At 62.1% G+C, this 19,373-nt stretch carries 18 protein-coding genes; 8 read left to right on the forward strand and 10 right to left on the reverse strand.

Features of this window, described 5'->3' with window-relative positions:
- The 3 genes from cls to CJU94_RS25345 all read right to left on the reverse strand — a co-directional run bounded on the left by cls (position 1) and on the right by CJU94_RS25345 (position 2,774).
- Entirely contained in the window at positions 1–1,263 is a 1,263-nt protein-coding gene (gene cls / locus CJU94_RS25335) for a cardiolipin synthase (RefSeq protein WP_095421394.1), read from the reverse strand.
- Between the two features lie 142 nt (positions 1,264–1,405).
- Complete coding sequence (locus CJU94_RS25340) at positions 1,406–1,891, reverse strand: hypothetical protein (protein ID WP_095421395.1); 486 nt, start codon at positions 1,889–1,891, stop codon at positions 1,406–1,408.
- A 22-nt stretch (positions 1,892–1,913) separates the two neighbouring features.
- Entirely contained in the window at positions 1,914–2,774 is an 861-nt protein-coding gene (locus CJU94_RS25345) for an H-NS family nucleoid-associated regulatory protein (RefSeq protein WP_095422787.1), read from the reverse strand.
- Positions 2,775–3,283: 509 nt separating this feature from the next.
- Between CJU94_RS25345 and CJU94_RS25350 the strand changes: the two genes are divergently transcribed.
- Both CJU94_RS25350 and CJU94_RS25355 read left to right on the forward strand, forming a co-directional pair.
- Entirely contained in the window at positions 3,284–3,574 is a 291-nt protein-coding gene (locus tag CJU94_RS25350; protein ID WP_095421396.1) for a hypothetical protein, read from the forward strand.
- A gap of 54 nt (positions 3,575–3,628) precedes the next feature.
- Complete coding sequence (locus CJU94_RS25355; protein WP_095421397.1) at positions 3,629–3,865, forward strand: hypothetical protein; 237 nt, start codon at positions 3,629–3,631, stop codon at positions 3,863–3,865.
- Between the two features lie 30 nt (positions 3,866–3,895).
- Here the strand turns inward: CJU94_RS25355 and CJU94_RS25360 are convergent, their stop codons facing one another.
- Complete coding sequence (locus tag CJU94_RS25360) at positions 3,896–4,969, reverse strand: DUF6765 family protein (RefSeq protein WP_095421398.1); 1,074 nt, start codon at positions 4,967–4,969, stop codon at positions 3,896–3,898.
- 360 nt (positions 4,970–5,329) lie between these two features.
- Between CJU94_RS25360 and CJU94_RS25365 the strand changes: the two genes are divergently transcribed.
- Positions 5,330–5,560, forward strand: coding sequence for a DUF2964 family protein (locus CJU94_RS25365; RefSeq protein WP_095421399.1), 231 nt, complete (start codon positions 5,330–5,332; stop codon positions 5,558–5,560).
- A gap of 48 nt (positions 5,561–5,608) precedes the next feature.
- Here CJU94_RS25365 and CJU94_RS25370 read toward each other — a convergent pair whose 3' ends face one another.
- Together CJU94_RS25370 and CJU94_RS25375 are read right to left on the reverse strand one after the other, a co-directional pair.
- On the reverse strand, positions 5,609–6,070 hold the full coding sequence (locus tag CJU94_RS25370) for a DUF488 domain-containing protein (protein ID WP_095421400.1): 462 nt from the start codon (positions 6,068–6,070) through the stop codon (positions 5,609–5,611).
- Between the two features lie 100 nt (positions 6,071–6,170).
- Positions 6,171–6,572: an FKBP-type peptidyl-prolyl cis-trans isomerase gene (locus tag CJU94_RS25375; protein ID WP_035516750.1), complete on the reverse strand. Its 402-nt coding sequence runs from the start codon at positions 6,570–6,572 to the stop codon at positions 6,171–6,173.
- 267 nt (positions 6,573–6,839) lie between these two features.
- On the opposite strand from CJU94_RS25375, the gene CJU94_RS25380 reads away from it, so the two are divergent.
- Both CJU94_RS25380 and pdeM read left to right on the forward strand, forming a co-directional pair.
- A complete protein-coding gene (locus tag CJU94_RS25380) occupies positions 6,840–9,476 on the forward strand; it encodes a ligase-associated DNA damage response DEXH box helicase (RefSeq protein WP_095421401.1) in 2,637 nt (878 codons plus the stop codon).
- Positions 9,473–10,135 (forward strand): ligase-associated DNA damage response endonuclease PdeM, encoded by a 663-nt coding sequence (gene pdeM / locus CJU94_RS25385; RefSeq protein ID WP_095421402.1) that lies wholly within the window; start codon positions 9,473–9,475, stop codon positions 10,133–10,135. The genes CJU94_RS25380 and pdeM overlap by 4 nt, the downstream gene beginning before the upstream one ends.
- Positions 10,136–10,504: 369 nt before the next feature.
- Here the strand turns inward: pdeM and CJU94_RS25390 are convergent, their stop codons facing one another.
- From CJU94_RS25390 to CJU94_RS40980, 3 genes are all read right to left on the reverse strand, one after another.
- A complete protein-coding gene (locus CJU94_RS25390) occupies positions 10,505–11,773 on the reverse strand; it encodes an IS256 family transposase (RefSeq protein ID WP_425272189.1) in 1,269 nt (422 codons plus the stop codon).
- Complete coding sequence (locus CJU94_RS42300) at positions 11,712–12,020, reverse strand: hypothetical protein (protein ID WP_157763807.1); 309 nt, start codon at positions 12,018–12,020, stop codon at positions 11,712–11,714. The genes CJU94_RS25390 and CJU94_RS42300 overlap by 62 nt, the downstream gene beginning before the upstream one ends.
- Positions 12,021–13,077: 1,057 nt before the next feature.
- A complete protein-coding gene (locus CJU94_RS40980; protein WP_157763808.1) occupies positions 13,078–13,407 on the reverse strand; it encodes a hypothetical protein in 330 nt (109 codons plus the stop codon).
- A 229-nt stretch (positions 13,408–13,636) separates the two neighbouring features.
- Here CJU94_RS40980 and CJU94_RS25405 point away from each other — a divergent pair, with 229 nt between their 5' ends.
- The 3 genes from CJU94_RS25405 to CJU94_RS25415 all read left to right on the forward strand — a co-directional run bounded on the left by CJU94_RS25405 (position 13,637) and on the right by CJU94_RS25415 (position 17,561).
- A complete protein-coding gene (locus CJU94_RS25405; RefSeq protein WP_095421405.1) occupies positions 13,637–15,025 on the forward strand; it encodes an FAD-binding oxidoreductase in 1,389 nt (462 codons plus the stop codon).
- A gap of 207 nt (positions 15,026–15,232) precedes the next feature.
- Positions 15,233–15,823, forward strand: a complete 591-nt coding sequence (locus CJU94_RS25410) for a BPSL1445 family SYLF domain-containing lipoprotein (protein WP_095421406.1) — start codon at positions 15,233–15,235, stop codon at positions 15,821–15,823.
- A 250-nt stretch (positions 15,824–16,073) separates the two neighbouring features.
- Positions 16,074–17,561, forward strand: coding sequence for a SulP family inorganic anion transporter (locus CJU94_RS25415; RefSeq protein ID WP_095421407.1), 1,488 nt, complete (start codon positions 16,074–16,076; stop codon positions 17,559–17,561).
- Between the two features lie 34 nt (positions 17,562–17,595).
- On the opposite strand, the gene CJU94_RS25420 is transcribed toward CJU94_RS25415, so the two are convergent.
- Positions 17,596–19,155, reverse strand: coding sequence for a methyl-accepting chemotaxis protein (locus CJU94_RS25420; protein WP_095421408.1), 1,560 nt, complete (start codon positions 19,153–19,155; stop codon positions 17,596–17,598).
- Between the last annotated feature and the right edge of the window lie 218 nt (positions 19,156–19,373).

Below are 19,373 nucleotides of genomic sequence, written 5' to 3' on the forward strand. Positions count from 1 at the left end.
TCAAAGCTGCGTATCCAGCAGCGGCACGAACTTTTCGATCAGCTTTTCAGTGAACGGGCGACGCATCCATGCTTCGAGCGTGATCCTTTGCGACTTCTTCAGATCGTCGGCGAAAACGGCGGTTTGCTGCTTCGCAAAGTCGCGGTCATAAATGTTCAGATTCGCTTCGTCGTTGAGTTTGAACGAACGGTTATCGAAATTGGTCGAGCCAACCGACACCAGGTATTCGTCCACCACCAGCAATTTGCAGTGAAACATGGTCGGTTGGTACTCGAACATTTCCACACCCGCCTTGAGTAGATCGCCCCAGCATGCGCGCGACGCTTCGCGCACGGTATGGGTGTCGATCCGATTTCCCGGCATGATGATCCGCACTTTCACGCCGCGCTTCGCTGCTTCGACGATAGCGTTGATCGTCAGCTTGTCAGGGACGAAATAGGCACTCGCCAGATGAATGGAATGTGTGGCCGCCGTGATCGCCATTAGATACATCAATTGCATATCGTCGCTGCCGCCGGAGGGTGAACTGCTGAACATATGCGCGAGGCCGTCGCCCACTGGCGCGATATCGGGAAAATAGGCAGGACCGTGCAGCACATTGCCGGTTGCCTTGACCCAGTTGTCCATGAATACGGCCTGCATATGGCCGACCACCGGACCCTCAACGCGAAAATGCGTATCGCGCCAGTGCTTTTCATTCTCCGCATGACCGGTCCACTCCGGGGCGATGCCCACGCCGCCCGTGAAACCGATATGCCCGTCGATGATCAGTAGCTTGCGGTGCGTGCGATCGTTCATGCGGCCAAGTCCGGTCCAATGAGGCTTGTGATACTGGATCACCTCCGCGCCGGCGTCGCGCAGCAAATCCAGATAGCGCTTGTCCATTTTCGATGACCCGACCCAGTCGAGCAGCACATGCACAGCGACGCCTTCACGCGCTTTATCCGCCAGTGCCTGCGCAATCTGCTCGCCGATCTCGCCGGACCAGTAAATGAAGGTTTCAAACGTGATGGTTCGCTGCGCGGAGCGGATGGCTTTCAGCATCGAAGGAAAAATGCAGTCGCCGTTGAGCAGCATCTCGAAGCGATTGCCCGAGATTACGGGTGGCCCCAGCAACAAGCCCATGGAACGAAGAAATTGTGGATCGTCGCTCGCATAGAGGCGTTCGATCTTATGCTCGATCGTCTTCTCGCCACTCGATAAATTGGCAATCACCAATATGATGACAAGCGTGACGAACGCGGTAATGGGAATTGCCAGCATGCGTGCCCTCGATGCTAATCGGCGGGACGCGGCGCGCGCGCCCTGCGGTTTGAGCAGATCGGGCCTCGGCCCGGCCTTTACGACAAACGCAGGACGCATTGCGCGTGCCCGTTGCAGGCCCGCGCCTTGCTACCAGCCCCGATTATCTGACAAGCGAGAACGCTTCCCGGCTGGCAATTTCACCGGCGCCATACACACCCACCACGGTGTAGTCCGACGCCACACATTCGAACGTGGACTCATCGAACGTGATGACGAAATGGCGCTTTGCAGCTTCCGTCGATGCCACCGCCGCAAGCTCCGCGACAAGCGACGAATTGGCGACTTCGTGAACCGAGCAGCCGATCAGACCTTGCGAGGCAAGCGGATGAATCTCGAGATCGCCATTTCCGGGCGGCCCCAGACGGTGAAATAGGGTGTCCGGAAATAGCACCGTGCAAAATGGATCGTCGTCGGTATCGAATGGCCCGAACCGTTCAAAGTCGGATTCCGCAATCGGATAAGAAAGAATGACCCGGCGGGCACTGGCAACAATGAACGGCTCGGCGGCATCTTCTGCCGGATGGGGAACGCCGTCCAGCAGGACCACCTGGTCTTCCTGCCGGGATGATTCGAGCGTACTAGTCATCTACTTCACGGCTCCATTGCGCTCATACGCTGGCTTGCACCGGCGAGGCTTGCGGCGCTGCCGCTTCACTCGTCGCGACAGCTTTGCTTTTCGCCGCGCTCTTGCGCACCGGCGCTTTCCTTGCCGCCTTGGGTGCGGCACTCTTCTTCGCGGCCGGCTTTGCCGTGCCTTTCTTTGCCGCTACTTTTCCGGCCGCCGCAGTGGCTTTCCTGGCCACCGTCTTTTTGGCCGCGCCTTTCTTTGCCACGACCTTTCTTGCTGCAGCCTTCTTGCTCACCGCGCCGCCAGCCGCCGCCGACTTCACTTTGCCGGCCTTCTTCGCAGCCTGGTGACCCGCACCAGCCGCCGTTGCCGCCGCGCTATCGATCAGGAATTTCGTACGGTCCTTGACCGTGGCGAGCCATGCCGGCGCCGGGCCGCGGCCGCTCCACGTCGCACCCGTTTTCGGATTGAGGTACTTGGGCGGCTGCGCGCCTTTCGGCTGACCTTTGCTGCCTTTCGCATGGGTGACAGCCGCCTTTGCCGCCGTCTTCAGTTCGCTCGCGCCTGCGATCAGGAATTGAGTGCGGTCTTTCACGCCGGCAATCCACCCCGGCGCGCGACCATGGCCGGTCCAGGTCGCACCGGTTTTGTGGTCGCGGTACTTGGCGATTGCCTTGCCGGCCCGGGCGGCTTTCGCCTTGCCATTACCCGCATGACCGTTCAAACCGCTTGCGGCACGTCTTGCCTTTGCACGGGCTTCGATATCCGCCGTGGTCAGGCCATGTTTGAGCATCAGGTCGCGAATCTGGTCGACTGCGACTTGCGCTTTTCTGGCAATAAGGGCGTCTGCTTGTGCCTGAAGCTTTTTAAGCTTTGCCTGGATTTGCTCTAACGTGGGCATTTGATTGCTCCTTATGTGGTAATCGATCGAACTATGCCACGAATGACGCGAGAAAGGCAGATCGGCGTGGCGATAAATGCACGAGTCCGAGTCGATCATGCATCCGGTGGAGTACGAACTTTTTCGGTTCACTACTCCTTGCCATACTTTCTGTGTCTTTTCTTTTGTCACTCTCTCCCTGCTCTTTTATTACGATCGGAGCTATTCCGGGTCGGCGACAACGTTTCGTCAGGCCGATTGGGCGCCGTGCATCGCGGGATTAGCCGCTTCTACTATAGGCAAGCATTTGCAGATTCAAAGAGCCGCGGTAGTTTTTTTGTCATTCAAGCCGGTTTGCTCGCCCGCTCCTCCGTAATCCGGCGTTACCAATCTCGCAGTGCTGTTTCACCTGTGTCAGGACCGTCCTTCTACACTCCGAACCGTACTCAGCAGCAAAGCTCTCGGTAATCCGTAAGGGCAAACCTGAGGCAATCGGAAGCATCGCACTTCGATATGCAAGGAGAAGGCAAATGAACAAGAAGATCATCGGCGCGGTATTCGGTCTGGCAGTGCTCGCGGCGTCGTCGGCGGCTTCGGCGCATGTGGATGTGGCAGTCGGAGTCGGCGTTCCTGTGGCCGTGGTTGCACCGCCGCCCGTCTATGTCGCGCGTGCTCCCGCTCCGGTCCCGGTTGTTTATGGCGGTTATGGCGACTGGCGCGCTCGCGAGTGGCGCGAGCGCCGTGAATGGCGGGAACACGAGTGGCGCCGCGAGCACTGGCGCGAACACGAGTGGCGTGAACGCCGCTGGGATGGCTATTGAAATGACGCCGAATAACGCCACGTTAGAACACCTCAATAGCACGGTACTGTTCAGATGAAAGCTGATTACATTAAGACCGCCCTCGCCGCGGTGGCACTCACCGCAGCAACGGTCGGCACGGCAAACGCGGCCGGCTGCATGAAGGGAGCGCTCGTCGGCGGAGTGGCGGGACACTATGCCGGCCACCACGCGGTGGCCGGGGCAGTCGGCGGCTGTCTGGTCGGGCGGCACATCGCCAGAAAGCATGCGGAGGAACAGACCGCTCAACGTCAGCAAGCGAGAATGCAATAACCGGGAGTCAGGGGCGCGCCGCCGCCCCGTTCACGCAATCCGTAATCCGTACGCCGGCAGAATCTCTTGCGTGGTCACGAAGCGATGCTGCTTAACCGCGTCGTGAAATAGCCGGTAATCGCTTTTCTCAAAGGTATCCGTCCATACCGGCTTGTCTCCAGTGTCGTCGTCGAACTTCAAACCGGTAGCCAGGTACTTCCAGGAGCCCGGCCCTTTGGGCACATAGTCCGGAATCGACTCTTTCAAACCCGGAATATGTCCAGCTTTCACGACGCGGCAAATGTGCCGCAAGCGCTCGTTGTCGTCTTCGATACGATTGGTATCGAGCAGATCGGTGAGCACGTCCCGGACATTGTCCGGTAACCCTGCCTCGTTCTCGAAATCCTGCCGCCCCGCCAGATAGGCGCGCACCGCGCGGCATGCCATGTCTGCCGCCTGCACGAACTCCGGCAGGTTGTGGCGCTGGACGAACTCGTTTCTACCGTCGATATAGTGCCATTTCGCCCACGGCTGGTCGGGATAGTGCAACGCGGCGCCATGTCCGACGGGTAGCGCGACGGTCAGAATATCCTCCTCGATATGCTCGATCAGATGCTCGCTGGCAAGTTTGAGTTTGGCCAGCCAGCCTTTGCGCGTGCAATCTTGAGCTTCCAGCAGATGAACCCGATTCCACGGACTTTCGATACCGGCAAACCCCTGATGCGCCCATGTATCGACGTATGTGTGAAGCGTCACACCCAATCGATGCAATCCGGTCTCGGTGTCCCGCCGCAGAATCGCCCGTCGTACCACTTCGCGGGCAACAGGGCTATCCGGCCGGCACACGGCTTTCTCGTGCAAGGTCGAGCCTTCGGCCGCCGGCAGAAAATGGAAGGGTGTCCACACGAGCCGGTTCTTGTCGTCCTCCGTGGTGGCGTAGTCGAATAACTTGTGCGCCGTGGCAAAGCGTTCGAAAGTTTCGCCGCCTTTAAAGCGGAGTATGCCCGCGGTGGTCGCGTCGTCGACGTACTGGCAGGCGTGCGCTACGGTGAGCGCGTCGCCGGCCGGCATTCCGGCCACCCGCGCGGCGATATAAACCACACCGTAGTGGAAGTCGATATTCATGGCTGGCGCTCCTGACGCGCGGCGAATGACGACGGGATCTTTTCTGACTGCGCCGCGAGGTGGGCATGGCATCGGCGCATGAGTAGATAGTAGATGACCGGGCGCAATGAAACTTTAAAAAACTCGCGCCATCCTGTTTCATGGCCATGCCGAAGCAGCGTTTTCGGCCACTATCGCGCCGGTAAATAGACTTGTGACAATCAGGCGCTGCATTTTCCCGTGTTTGTTGTTTGCACGGTCTAGCGACTCGGTTATGCTCTGTGCCAATGGAAACATTCGTAATGCGAAAGGCAAGCCGGGCGCACCACGCCCGGACGCCAACCTCCAGGCCATTACCCGCCAATTCAAAGGACGACTCCCGTGAAACTCGATAACTGGAAAGAAGGCGCGAGTCCTGAACGCCGCAAGCTGATACGCAGCAAGGTCCACGTAGTGCTGGCCACGATCGGCACGTTGGCGTCCGTGGTCGGGATCTGCGTGGCCATTAACGGCGGACTGGAATTCAACCGCACCAAAGTTTTCATTGGAGTCGGTATTACCGTCGTGTCTACCATCGTTTATATCTCGATGCTTTTCGCGCCGTCCGAGTGAGATCCGGACTTCTCCTGATGTTCAGAAGCGCCGCCACCGGGTCGACGATTACGACAGGTGCGTAATAGTGAGGCGGCCATTCCAACGCGAATTCAAGTACTCGAGCGCGAGGCGCCGGTGACAGCGGTGTGGTAAATGTTCACTGCAAAGCAGGCAAGCCGAACGGAATAGATCGACGTCCAGATTGCTTTCCACCCTGCGCTTCGCAATCAGCTCGACATAAGCGGCCGCAAAATCGTCCCACGTCACTTCTTTGGCCTTGTAGCGCTTGAACAAGTCGGGCTCCGGGGCCAGTTCTGGCAATTCCTGGTAAGCAGCGCCGCACAACTTGTCGAGAAAGAAAGGCAGATCCTGCTTCTTCGCGAAGCCGGCAAGTTGCGACGTGTTGCTCAGGCGGATGTCGAGCAGCGTGCGCACCTCTGCGTTTTTCAGCAAATCGAAAAACTCCTGCGCCGTCTTGCCGGTGAAGCCGATAGTGGTCACGGGTACGGCATTGTCTTTGCGATTCATCGCAGCTTACTCGCCAGTGGGCAGACGCAATGCCCGGAAAAAGAAAAACCCCGCTGCGATATTCGGAGCGGGGCTCAGTCTCGGTTCACGTCGTGCCGGGTTACTTGACGATACCGACCAGTTCGACCTCGAACGTCAGGTCGCTGTTCGGCGGAATCACGCCAACGCTGCGGTCGCCGTAAGCTGTTGCCGCCGGGCAGGTCAATTTGGCCTTGCCGCCCACCTTCATTTTCTGCACGCCTTGCGTCCAGCACGGAATCACGCGGTTCAGCGGGAACGTGGCCGGGCCGCCGTGTTTCGCCGAACTGTCGAACTCGGTACCGTTGGCCAGCGTGCCGCGGTAGTTGACCTTGACGACATCTTCAGCGGCAGGTTGGGCGCCGGTGCCCTGCGTCAGGTGTTCAACCACGACGCCGGAAGGCAGTTTTTCGGTGGTGGGCGCGGCGGCCATCGCCGTTGAAGACAGAAGAGCTGCTGCGACCAATGCAACGATAGATTTCAAAGCGAGTCTCCAGATGGGTAGTGCGCCTCATTGTAACGGATCGCATCCGGCGCAACCCACGATCGCCGAGTTGCGGATCGGCGGCCGTGCTCGCCGCGCCTTGGCGCGCAGACGACCACCCGAAAGTCGGCCTTCAGATCTAAGCGGCACGGTGCGCGCCAGCGAGAGGATTTCTGTTGTGAACCACCTGCCCGGTTCATCGGTCCACACAGTAATCCCCTTTGAGCCGTTGCCGACAAGTGAATCCCATGCAAATGAGCGCTTTTGATGACCGAGCCGGCTGATTCCGACGAGAGCGCAGTTCCCTCTGCTCCGCCCGAGCGTCGCCGCGCTCCCCGGCCGCGCCGGATTCCGCGCAGCCGGCAACAGCAGGCGCGGCTCGACGCGCGCGAGCCGGTCTTCGAACCGCTGCCTTTCGGCATCGACGAAAGTGCCGCGCGCCTGCCCTTCGCCGACAAACTCGGCGCGTGGTTCGAGGCGCGCCGCTGGCAGCCGTTCGAGTTTCAACGAGAGGTCTGGCAGGAAATCGGCCGTGGCGCGAGCGGTTTGCTGCATGCCACCACCGGCGCGGGTAAAACCTGGGCCGTCTGGTTCGGCGCGCTGGCGGCCTTCGCCGCAACGCCAACTGCTCGCAGCCGCGCGCCCCGCACTCAGCCGGAGCCGCTCACCGTGCTGTGGATCACGCCGATGCGCGCGCTCGCCGCCGACACCGCGCGCGCCTTGCAAAGTTCGGCGGCGGAATTGGCCGTGCCCTGGAGCGTCGGGTTGCGCACGGGCGACACGTCGTCCGCCGAACGCGCGCGGCAGAACCGGCGCATGCCATCGGCGCTGGTCACCACGCCGGAGAGTCTTTCCCTCATGCTTACGCGGCCCGACGCGCGCGAGGTGCTTGCGCGCGTGCGACTGGTCATCGTCGACGAATGGCACGAGTTGCTTGGCAACAAGCGCGGCACGCAGACCCAACTCGCGCTTGCGCGCCTCGTGCATTGGCGGCCGCAATTGCAGGTATGGGGCTTGTCCGCCACGCTCGGCAATCTGCCCTTCGCCGCCGATGTCCTGCTCGCGCCCGTGAAAACGCCTCGCGCAAGTGTGCAGGGTGCGCTGCCCAAAGCGCTGATTGTCGATACGGTCATTCCCGAGACCATCGAGCGGTTCCCGTGGGGTGGCCATGTGGGCATGCGCCAGGTCGGCGCCGTCGCCGAGGCGATCGGTGAAGCCCGGACCTCGCTCGTATTTACCAACACGCGCTCGCAATGCGAGGTGTGGTATCAGGCACTGCTCGAAGCGCGGCCCGAATGGGCTGGCCTGATCGCACTGCATCATGGCTCACTCGATCAGGAAGTGCGCGAATGGGTCGAGCACGGCCTCAAGAGCGGCTTGCTGAAAGTGGTTGTGTGCACATCCAGCCTCGATCTCGGCGTCGATTTTCTGCCGGTGGAGCGCGTGTTTCAGATCGGCTCGCCTAAGGGCGTCGCGCGTTTGATGCAGCGTGCGGGCCGCTCGGGTCATGCGCCGGGACGTCCTTCGCGCGTCACGATCGTGCCGACGCACGCGCTCGAACTGGTCGAAGCCGCCGCCGCGCGTGAAGCCGTCGAGAGGCGTCAGATAGAAGGCCGCGAAACGCCTGAGAAACCGTTTGACGTGCTGGTACAGCATCTCGTTACCGTGGCGATTGGCGGTGGATTCGATGCGCGCGAACTATACGGCGAAATTCGCAGCACCTACGCCTACCGGCAACTCACCCAGGCGGAGTTCGACTGGGCGCTCGGTTTCGTGGAAGGCGGCGGCACGGCATTGCGCGCCTATCCCGACTACCATCGCGTGGCGCGCGAGAGCGATGGGCTGTACCACGTGCCGCGCGAGGATCTGGTGCGACGGCATCGCAACAACATCGGCACGATCGTCGCGAACGGCACCTTGAATGTCGCTTATCTCTCGGGCGGCCGGATCGGCGCGATCGAGGAGTCGTTTATTTCACGGCTCAAACCCGGCGATATCTTCACTTTCGGTGGGCGCGCACTCGAATTGATCCGCGTACAGGATATGACCGCGTGGGTGCGGCGGGCCACATCGTCACGCGGCGCCATGCCGCAGTGGGCGGGCAGTCGCATGCCGCTGTCCTCCGAACTCGCCGACGCCACGCTGACGATGCTCGCACGCGCCGCGGCCGGCATCTACGACGAACCGGAAATGCGCGCCGTGCGGCCGCTGCTCGAATTACAGCAGAAGTGGTCGGCATTGCCCGAACCGGGCGTACTGGTCGTGGAGTTGGTGAAATCGCGCGAGGGACACCATTTCTTTTGCTATCCGTTTGCAGGGCGCACGGCGCATATCGGTTTGGGCGCATTGCTCGCATGGCGCATCGCCCGCGAGAAGCCCGGCACGTTTTCTATTTCGATGAACGACTACGGCTTCGAGTTGTTGTCCGCGCAACCATTCGATTGGGCGGAGAAGCTCGAAGGCGGTTTGCTTTCGCCTGATGAACTGGATCATGACATTCTCGCGAGCCTGAATTCGTCGGAACTCTCCATGCGGCGCTTTCGCGAAATTGCGCGTGTGTCGGGACTGGTGTTTCAGGGGCATCCCGGGCAGCAGAAAAGCGCGCGGCAGTTGCAGGCGTCTAGTGGCCTCTTCTATGAAATCTTTCGCACTCACGATCGCGGCAATCTTTTGCTCAATCAGGCCGACGACGAAGTGCTTCTGCAGGAACTCGACGCCCGGCGCATTCGCACCGCGCTCGAACGCATGAACGCGAGCCGCGTGATCGTCACACGCCCGAAAAAGCCAACGCCGTTTGCGTTTCCGTTGATCGTCGGGCGCCTGCGGGAGAAGGTCAGCACGGAAAAGCTCGCGGACCGCGTCGAGCGGATGCTGGCCGAACTCGAGAAGGCGGCCCGCACATGAGACCGGCGTCTTTGACGGCGGAGATTGCCGGACATCCTCTTGTGCTGTCGAGCTTGCGCTCGGCTTTCGATCCGGTGCTGCGTTGTCTTTTCGTCGCCGATGCGCATTTCGGCAAGGACGCGGTGTTTCGCGCGCGCGGCATTCCGGTGCCGATCGGTTCGACTGCGGACAATCTGATGCGCCTGGACATACTGATTGCCGAGTTCGAGCCTGCCATGCTCGTGTTTCTCGGCGATCTGCTGCACGCGCGTGAGGCGCATGTGAGGGAGACGCTCGAAGCATTGCATGTCTGGCGCGCGCGCCATGCCGGGCTGCGCGTGGTGCTGGTCGAGGGAAATCACGACCGGCATGCAGGCGCGTTGCCGGCGACGCTCGGCGTCGAGTATGTTCAGGAGCCCTGGCAAATCGGGCCGTGGGCGTTGTGTCATCACCCGCGGAAGGTAGAAGGTGCGTATGCGCTCGCGGGGCACGTGCATCCGGTGTACAGGATTGCGACGCGTAGCGATTCGGTACGGGTTCCGTGTTTCCGGTTCGGGGTGGAGTGCGGTGTGTTACCCGCATTCGGGAGCTTTACGGGGGGAGCGCGTGAGGATGGTCGCGTGGCTGGGGAGAAGGTCTTTCTGGTGGTGCAGGAGAAGGTGATCGAGATGGTGCGATGAGGCGTCGGGTTCTGGTTTATTGAGCGGTTGGCTCGTGGAGGGAACCAGTCGGAGCGAGCGGGCGGTGGTCGTTCGCTTGCTCCGCGTGGGATTGAAATGGAGGCCGGGCTCCCGGCCTCCGTGCGGTGAGGGAAACTCGCCGCGTTAGTGGCTGCCGCCGTTGCCTCCCCCGCCGTAGCCGCCGCCATGCCTGCGCCGAAGCCGCCACCGCGGCCTGGGCCGCCAGTGGCGGCGCCAGAGCCATTTCCGCCTTTGCCGGCGTCGCCGTGGCCGCCGTTGCCGGAGTTGCCCGCGCCGGGGCCGCTTCCGCCTTTGCCGCCGTGGACCTGTCCGCATTTTCGTGGGCGAGGCGGTTAAAAACCCTCGTGCTCAACGGGCCTGCGTAAATCGTTCACCGAACAGAATAGCAAACTGGTTCATCGCGGATTTCCAATCAAAGGTGCTCCGCACCGATTTCGCCAACATGTTGCGTAGCGCGAGCCAGAGCAGCTTGACGGCCGCCTCGTCGTTCGGGAAATGGCCTCGCGTCTTGATGATCTTGCGCAGTTGCATGTTCAAACTCTCAATGGCGTTGGTGGTGTACACCACCCGTCGAATGTCCGGGGGGAACACGAAGAACGGTATGACGTGCTCCCAGGCACGCTGCCAGCATTGGACGATCATCGGGTATTTGGCGCCCCATGGCCCTTCGGCGAAGTCGCGTAACGCTTGCTCTGCGGCCTCTGCGCTGGCGGCAGCATAGATCGGTCTCAACGCTTGGGCGAGCGCTTTGCGGTCCTTGTAGTTGGCAAATTCCAGGCTATTGCGGATCAAATGCACGATGCAGGTCTGCACGGTGGCACGGGGGTAGACCGCAGCGATTGCCTCGGGCAAACCCTTCAGACCATCCACCACGGCGATCAGGATGTCCTGACAGCCGCGCGTCTTGAGTTCGTTGAACACCTTGAGCCAGAACTTCGCGCCTTCGGTCTGCTCGATCCAGAGCCCCAGCACGTCGCGCTGGCCGTCGGCCTGGATGCCCAGCGCCAGGTACACGGCCTTATTGCTGACCATGCCGCCGTCGCGAATCTTGACCCGCAGCGCGTCGAAGAACACCACCGGATACATCGTCTCGAGCGGACGACTTTGCCAGGCGAAGGCTTCGGCCATGACTTCGTCGGTCACCGAACTGATGAAATCGGGCGAGACCTCGGTTCCGTAGCTCTCGGCTAGAAAAGCGCGGATCTCACGCACACTCATGCCACGCGCGTACATCGCGATGATGCGCTCGTCGAAGCCGGTAAAACGGCGCTCGTGCTTGGGAATGAGGATCGGCTCGAAGCTGCCGTCCCGGTCGCGTGGGATCTCGACCCGAACCGGGCCGCGGTCGGTCATGACGGTTTTGCCACTGGCGCCGTTGCGTTCGTTGACCTGACCGAGCGGCTTGACCTGGCCGGACGGGTAACCCAGATGCAGATTCATCTCGGCGCCCATCGCCCGTTCGATGATGGCCTTGTTGAATGCCAGCATCAGGTCTTGAACGTCGCCGGGCGACATAGGCCCTTTGACCAGTTGATCCATCAACTCATCTGGCAGTTCAGGCAGCGGCCCGCGGGCCGCTGCCTGAGACGCTGCTGTCCGTTTCTTTTTCATCGGCATATCCATGACCTTGATCCCTCATGATATGCCCCGCCCACGAAATCGCGGATAGGTCCGCCGCCGTCGCCGTGACCACCGTCACCATGGCCGCCGTCACCGTGACCACCATCTCCGTGGCCACCATCTCCATGGCCACCATCTCCATGGCCACCAGCGCCGCCACCATTTCCGCCGTCACCCCCTGCGCCTGTTCCGCCACTGCCACTTCCACCACTGCCACTTCCACCACTGCCAGTCCCACCGCCACCAGCCCCACCAGTCGACCCCGCGCCACCCTTCCCACCGCTACCGGTACTCCCAGCACCAAGTCCCGCCGAGCCGGAGTTAGCCGCACCATTCCCGCCGCTCACCCCGCTCCCGCCATTCCCGCCGTTATTGCCGGCAGCAGCCGCCCCTGCCGACGAAGTCCCGTTGCCGCCTCCGCTTTGCGAGCACGCAGCCGACAGCGATCCCAACCCATCCGCGGCCACGGCGATTCCAACTCCACCCGGCGTCAATACGCCCGCGCTATCCTGCTTGCAGCCAAGTGTGTCGAACGACGAACAATCAATCGGCACCGCTTGCGCAAGCATGATCCTCGCCGGACCGGCAGACGGCGCCGCAGGCACCGCCTGATTTGTCTGCGCACCCGCCATCGACGCATACAAACTCACAGCAACTGCGAATACTGCCCGACGCGTCCCCAGCGCCAGCACGTCCCCGCTTTGCTTTTTCATTTCATTATCCTAACTACTTGCCTTTGAAGACCGGCCTGGATAACGAGTGACTCTCTGTTCACTGTTAAAAATGAAACTTCAACGCCCAATCGTCATTACCTCGCATCACGCTGAAACAGCATGACGTCCGGCATTTCTCGCGCGGATAACCCCGGTCCGATTCAACGTGATTCGAGAAAAACGATTGGCTGTGCACGAACTGATTCTGGAAATGGCACAGCTTGGCCTGATGGACGTTGAAGATGCGGAGCGTCATTCAGTCACCGTGCGCTAACCCACGCAGTGCCACATCGATCGTGTGTTTGTGCTCAATTGCGCTCCTGGACTGTCAAAGATCGTCAATTACTGCTTTTATCAACACACCCGGAAATTCATTCATTTAGATATGCAATCCAAACTATTATCTTTACTGACGCGGGCGTATCTGACCGAATGAATCAAACCGCCATGATCGTTACCATCAGATCACCGGGAAGGAACGCTCTGTGTTTCTCCGAACATAAAGAGCGGCTTGAGGCGGGAGTGAGTGCAATCCCTCAGAAAGCACAACTCAGACTTTTTTACGCCGCGTTACGGTTCCTTGCTTAGTTAGCGAGGCTCCAAAAACGTCAAATCAAACGCAAGCACGCAGTAGCAAACCATCAAGAAAGCGAAATGCCGGCTCTCGCTCTGAGAGACGAACCGGCAAACGCTGCGCCATCCCAAACAGGCGGCCGTCGCGGGCATGGCTGCGGTCGGCCGCCTGTTCGAAACGCCGCTGGGGCGACCCGGACCATCCATCGTGCCGGCAGGAAACGCCTTGGCCACGTCGCTCACATGCGCATCACTGCTCGCGAAAGCATTCAAAGAAGTGTCGCTGCGCAACCACCACGCGACGGCATAACCAACACTTCCCGGCAGTATCTTTTTCCGAAGCATTTCCACCATCCGCACCGTTTGAACCGGCCATTCTCACCGGCGCCTGCCGCGGATGCCTGCCGCGCGAGCCCTCGCGGACAATCGGTAAGAAACGCGGGTTTACCTCTCTTTGACTTCAGAAGGCAGGCTCGTTTACTGGACGCAAGTCAACCTTTCAGAACACTTCCGATTTGCTCTGATCAGCTGAATGGTGTTCTGCAAGCGTCTTCACTATCTCAGGAGATGAGCCATGGTTAATGTGTCCAGCAGCGCCGTCGACGAATTGAAAAGCGCCATCCGGGGCCAGGTTCTGCTGCCCGGCGACCCCACCTTCGAGCAGGCACGCAGCATCTGGAACGCGATGATCGACCGGCATCCGGCAATCATCGTGCGTTGCGCCGGCGTAGCCGACGTTCGCCAGGGCGTGGCCTTCGCACGCGAGAACGGCCTGCCGCTCGCGATTCGCGGCGGCGGCCACAATATTGGCGGCAGCGCTTTGTGCGACGACGGCGTGGTGCTCGACCTGTCGCAGATGAAATCCGTTCGCATCGACCCCACGGCACGGCGCGCCTATGTCGAACCGGGCGCGACGCTGCACGATTTCGACCATGAAGCGCAGGCGTTCGGGCTCGCGACTCCGCTCGGCATCAACTCGACCACAGGCGTGGCGGGCCTAACACTCGGCGGCGGTTTCGGCTGGTTGAGCCGCCGATACGGCATGACGGTGGACAATCTCATTTCCGCCGACGTCGTGACTTCAGAGGGCGAACTCCTCAATGCAAGCGCCGGTTCGCACGAAGACCTGTTCTGGGCCATTCGCGGCGGCGGCGGCAATTTCGGCGTCGTCACGCGATTCGAATTTGCGCTGCATCCGGTCGGACCGCTGGTGTACGGCGGCCTCGTGGTCCTGCCGCTCACCCAGGCGCGCGACGCCCTGCTCAAGTACCGCGCGGCGAACGCCGGCATGCCGGAAGAGCTGAGCGTATGGGCCGTGCTTCGGCTCGCACCGCCGCTGCCATTTCTGCCGCCCGAAGTGCACGGCAAGCCGGTGATCGTGTTCGCGATGTGCTACACCGGCCCCGTCGAAAACGGTCCGTCCGCGGTGGAATTCGTGCGCGCCTTCGGCACGCCGGTCGGCGAACATCTCGGCCCGATGCCGTATATCGCGTGGCAACAGGCGTTTGACCCGTTGCTCACGCCCGGCGCACGCAATTACTGGAAATCGCACAACCTGAGCGAGATCAAGGACGGCCTCATCGATGCGCTGCTCGACGCGATCGACAACCTGCCGTCGCCGCAATGCGAGATTTTCTTCGGACAGATCGGCGCGCAGACCCAGCGCGTGCCCGTCGAAGCCACCGCCTATTCGAGCCGCAACACGCTGTATGCGATGAACGTGCACGGCCGCTGGGACAATGCCAGCGACGACGAGCGCTGCATCACCTGGGCCCGCGCATTCTTCGACGCGGCGGCGCCGTTCGCGCTGGGCAGCGTCTACGTTAATTTCATGACGGAGGAAGAAGGCGGCCGCGTCGCCGAGGCCTATGGGCCGAACTATGAACGGCTGGTAACCGTGAAAAACCGCTACGATCCGCGCAACCTGTTCCGCTGCAACCAGAACATCCGACCATCCGCGTAGTCATAGGAGCTCGGGGGAATGGCGCGCGAATCTCGCGCCATTCCCGGTGCTCGCGGGTCGGGTCCGCCGTGCCCACGCCAACGCGGGGAGCAGGCACGCGAAATGCTGGTTAACAATTGACGTACGGCATGCCCTGCGTCATCAGGATTCGCCTGAACACGAACAACGCAGCCTCCATAACGTACATAACGCATAAGGAAAACAATCATGCGCAGACGACAATTCATCATGACCAGCAGCGCCGCCCTTGCCTCGGTGGGTCTTGGCCTCGCCGGCTGTACGACCACGTCGCCGTCCTCGAGCGCATCGCCTGCCGCCAACGCCGGCAAGCGTGACACCATTAATGCGGGGATCGATTCGACGCTCTCGCGCCTCTACGCGAACGTCACCGGTTCGCGCGAACTGGTGGCGAAGGCGCGTGGCGTGCTGGTGTTCCCGTCCGTGATCTCGGCGGGCTTCTGGGTCGGCGGCCAATACGGCGAAGGGGCGCTACGCGTGGCTGGCCGCACGGCGGGCTATTACAGCACCGTGGCAGGCTCGTTCGGTTTGCAGATCGGCGCGCAATCCAAGGCCCTCGTGTTCCTGTTCATGACGCAAGAGGCGCTCGATAAATTCCTCGGCAGCCAGGGGTGGGCCGCCGGCGCGGACGCCACCGTCGCCGTGCTGAAGGTGGGCGCGAACGGTGCGGTCGACACGTCGACCGCCACCAGCCCGATCGAAGCCTTCGTTCTGACGAATGGCGGCCTGATGGCCGGCGTATCGCTCGAGGGCACCAAAGTCTCGCGCCTGATGATCTAAGCGCGCGCTTTGCCACGCGGCCGCTGGCCGGCTGCGTGGCGTCTTTGCCTCGGCGCGATGCGAAGCCTTTCGCGACGCCGCCCGTTGCTGAACGCATCACCGGCAATCTTGACAACACTGCTGTAAAATCCACGCCTTTCGCCATCCTGCCCGGCCAGTACCACACCTCGGGCTGCGGCGCTCGCCTGTCCAGTGCCGCGCGCCTCGCGTCCATGCGCGCTGCTTGCCCGGACTTCCCTCCTCGCTTAAGATGAACACCGCTCGTCCCACTCACGGCTGGCTTGCCACGTTTGCCGGCATCAAAAGCAATGTCCTCGCCGGACTGACCTCGTCTTTCGCGCTGGTGCCGGAATGCATCGCCTTCGCACTGGTCGCCCACCTCAATCCGTTGATGGGTCTGTACGGCGCCTTCTTCATCTGCACCATCACGGCCGTGTTCGGCGGACGGCCCGGCATGATTTCGGGCGCCGCCGGTTCGATGGCGGTGGTCATCGTGGCGCTCGTCGCGCAACACGGTGCGCAATATCTGCTCGCCACCGTGATCCTCGGCGGCATCCTGATGGTGCTGTTCGGCGCGCTGCGCCTCGGCAAACTGATCCGCATGGTGCCGCATCCGGTGATGCTCGGTTTCGTCAACGGCCTCGCGATCGTCATCGCGACGGCGCAGCTCGCGCACTTCAGGCAGAGCACGCCGCAAGGCGAACAATGGCTGCAGGGCAACGCGTTGCTGATGATGAGCGGACTCGTCGCGCTGACCATGGCGATCGTCTATCTGCTGCCGCGGCTTACGCGCGCGGCGCCGCCCGCTCTGGTGGCGATCGTCGGCGTGGGCCTCTTCACGCAGATGCTGCATCTGCCCACGCGCACGCTCGGCGACATGGCGCACATTGCGGGCGGCCTGCCGGATCTGCGCATGCCGAATGTCCCGCTGAATCTGGAAACGCTGCACGTGGTGCTGCCCTACGCGGTGCTGATGGCGATCGTCGGTTTGCTGGAAACGCTGCTCACGTTCAACCTGAGCGACGAGATCACCGAAACCCGCGGCCAGCCGAACCGCGAATGCCTCGCGCTCGGTGCGGCGAATATCGCCTCGGGTCTGTTCGGCGGCATGGGCGGCTGCGCCATGATCGGCCAGACGATGATCAATCTGAATTCGGGAGGCCGTTCGCGCCTGTCAGGGATCGTGAGCGGCGTGATGATCCTGATGTACATCCTGTTTCTGTCGCCGCTGATCGAGCGCATTCCGCTGGCTGCGCTGGTCGGCGTGATGTTCGTCGTGGCGCAGCAGACTTTCGCTTGGGGCTCGCTACGGGTGCTGGGCAAAGTACCGCGCAACGACGCGCTAGTGATCGTTGCGGTCACCATCATCACCGTGTTTTCCGATCTGGCGATCGCCGTGCTGTGCGGCATCGTCATCGCCGCGCTGAATTTCGCGTGGCAGCATGCCCGCGAAATTCATGCGCATGTCGAAGATCGTGCCGGCGACAAGGTCTACGCGCCGCGCGGCACGCTGTTTTTCGCGTCGACCGCGCGTTTTCACGAGCTGTTCGACCCGCTGCAGGATCCCGAACACGTCACGATCGACTGCCGCGATCTGCTGCTGGCGGACCATTGCGCGCTCGCGGCGCTGCAAGGCCTCGTCGAGCGCTATCGGAAAGCCGGCAAGGCGTTGCGCATGAAGAATCTGTCCGAGCGCAACCAGCGTCTGCTGAGCCGTGCCGGCATCGCATTGACGTAACGAACGGCCCACTTCGCCAATCTGGGGCCGCGGGTCAGCGGCCTTCCGGCAGGGTGAACACGGCAATCGCCGCGCTGAGCTGGCCGGTCTGCGCTTTCAGCACGTCCGCTGACGCGCTCGCCTCTTCCACCAGCGCCGCGTTCTGCTGGGTCGTCTGATCCATGCTCGCCACCGCGATGTTGACCTGCTCGATGCCCGAGCTTTGCTCCACGGAAGCCGCGCTGATCTCGCCCATGATGTCCGTCACGCGGCGCACCGCCTGCACGACTTCCTGCATGGTCTCGCCGGCGCGGCTCACGTACTGCGAGCCGCCTTCGATCTGCGCGGCCGACTCCTCGATCAGCGCCTTAATTTCCTTCGCCGCCGCCGCGCTGCGCTGCGCGAGGCTGCGCACTTCGCCCGCCACGACCGCGAAGCCGCGTCCTTCCTCGCCGGCGCGCGCCGCTTCGACTGCGGCGTTCAACGCCAGAATGTTGGTCTGAAACGCAATGCCTTCGATCACGCCGATAATGTCGCCGATCCGATGCGACGACTGCGAAATGCCGCGCATCGTCTCGACCACCTGACCGACCACTTCGCCGCCGCGCGCCGCCGTCTCCGATGCGTTATGCGCGAGCTGGCTGGCCTGCTTCGCGTTGTCGGCATTCTGCTTCACGGTCGCGGTGATCTGCTCCATGCTCGACGCGGTTTCGCCGAGCGCCGTGGCCTGCTGCTCGGTCCGGCGCGACAGGTCCGCGTTGCCGGCGGCAATTTCGTTGGACACCGTCGAAATCAGCGTCGCGCCGCCGCGAATCTGCGCGATCGCCTGCGCGAGGCGCTGCTGCATACGCCGCATCGCGGCGAGCAGGCTGGTTTCGTCACCCGCCCTCGTCTCCACCACCAGGTCGAGTTCGCCGTCGGCAATGCGGGCAGCAATCTGCGCCGCGTACGCCGGTTCGCCGCCGAGCTGCCGCAAAATGCTGCGCAGGATCACGCCGATCACGAGCGCCACCACCAGACACAGCACCAGCGCGGCGCCCACATACTGGATGAGCGTCGTGTAGAACGCGGCGTCGATGTCGTCGGTGAATACGCCGGTGACGATCGTCCAGTCCCATGGCTTGTACAGCCGCACGTAATTGATCTTCGGCGCCATCTCGTTGGAGCCGGGCTTCAGGAACTGCAAATGGATGAAACCTTCGCCTTCGCGCTGGGCGAGGTCGGAGCCGTCCTTGAACACGTGGCGCCCTTGCGGGTCGGTGAAGCCGCTCATGTCCTTGCCTTCGAGGTCGGCCCGCACGCCGTGCATGAGAACGCGGGCATGCGCGTCCTCGATCACAAGGTAGCCGCCGGCACCGCCGTAGCGCATCGCGCGCAGATCGGCCATCGCCGAGCGTTGCGCGTCGGCGAGCGGCATGCTGCCCGCGGCGGCCAGACCGTTATAGCGATCCAGCACGCTGTACGCGACGCTGACCACGCTCTTCAGTTCGGCCTGGCGGTCGGCGACCATCGTGTCGCGTGTCTTGAACGCGCCCCACAGGCCGATCGCCAGAATACCCATGCACATTACCGCTAGCGCGAGCCAAAGCCGCACCTTCAGACGAAACCGTTCCATCTCCGTATCCTTTGTCCTTGTAGTTGTCGTCGACACGCCGCCGGTCGCGCGTGCACCGGCGATTCATGCCCATCTTCAGGATTAACGGCGGGACGAGGGAAAACTTCAGGCCTGGCCGATCGGTCGCAGCCCTCGAGCCAGGGCGTGCACCGTCTACCGGCTGGCGCGGCTCACGATGTGACTGACCACGTGGCTGACGCGGCGCCGCCTGCCGGTCT

The organism is Paraburkholderia aromaticivorans (assembly GCF_002278075.1).
In the GTDB taxonomy this organism is placed as follows: Bacteria; Pseudomonadota; Gammaproteobacteria; order Burkholderiales; family Burkholderiaceae; genus Paraburkholderia; species Paraburkholderia aromaticivorans.

What these genes read in the sequence shown, in the direction of transcription:
- cls (WP_095421394.1), bottom strand. Translation starts at nt 1,263, where the DNA reads ATGCTGGCAATTCCCATTACCGCGTTCGTCACGCTTGTCATCATATTG.
- CJU94_RS25340 (WP_095421395.1), bottom strand. Translation starts at nt 1,891, where the DNA reads ATGACTAGTACGCTCGAATCATCCCGGCAGGAAGACCAGGTGGTCCTG.
- CJU94_RS25345 (WP_095422787.1), bottom strand. Translation starts at nt 2,774, where the DNA reads ATGCCCACGTTAGAGCAAATCCAGGCAAAGCTTAAAAAGCTTCAGGCA.
- CJU94_RS25350 (WP_095421396.1), top strand. Translation starts at nt 3,284, where the DNA reads ATGAACAAGAAGATCATCGGCGCGGTATTCGGTCTGGCAGTGCTCGCG.
- CJU94_RS25355 (WP_095421397.1), top strand. Translation starts at nt 3,629, where the DNA reads ATGAAAGCTGATTACATTAAGACCGCCCTCGCCGCGGTGGCACTCACC.
- CJU94_RS25360 (WP_095421398.1), bottom strand. Translation starts at nt 4,969, where the DNA reads ATGAATATCGACTTCCACTACGGTGTGGTTTATATCGCCGCGCGGGTG.
- CJU94_RS25370 (WP_095421400.1), bottom strand. Translation starts at nt 6,070, where the DNA reads ATGAATCGCAAAGACAATGCCGTACCCGTGACCACTATCGGCTTCACC.
- CJU94_RS25380 (WP_095421401.1), top strand. Translation starts at nt 6,840, where the DNA reads ATGACCGAGCCGGCTGATTCCGACGAGAGCGCAGTTCCCTCTGCTCCG.
- pdeM (WP_095421402.1), top strand. Translation starts at nt 9,473, where the DNA reads ATGAGACCGGCGTCTTTGACGGCGGAGATTGCCGGACATCCTCTTGTG.
- CJU94_RS25390 (WP_425272189.1), bottom strand. Translation starts at nt 11,773, where the DNA reads ATGCCGATGAAAAAGAAACGGACAGCAGCGTCTCAGGCAGCGGCCCGC.
- CJU94_RS40980 (WP_157763808.1), bottom strand. Translation starts at nt 13,407, where the DNA reads ATGCTTCGGAAAAAGATACTGCCGGGAAGTGTTGGTTATGCCGTCGCG.
- CJU94_RS25405 (WP_095421405.1), top strand. Translation starts at nt 13,637, where the DNA reads ATGGTTAATGTGTCCAGCAGCGCCGTCGACGAATTGAAAAGCGCCATC.
- CJU94_RS25410 (WP_095421406.1), top strand. Translation starts at nt 15,233, where the DNA reads ATGCGCAGACGACAATTCATCATGACCAGCAGCGCCGCCCTTGCCTCG.
- CJU94_RS25415 (WP_095421407.1), top strand. Translation starts at nt 16,074, where the DNA reads ATGAACACCGCTCGTCCCACTCACGGCTGGCTTGCCACGTTTGCCGGC.
- CJU94_RS25420 (WP_095421408.1), bottom strand. Translation starts at nt 19,155, where the DNA reads ATGGAACGGTTTCGTCTGAAGGTGCGGCTTTGGCTCGCGCTAGCGGTA.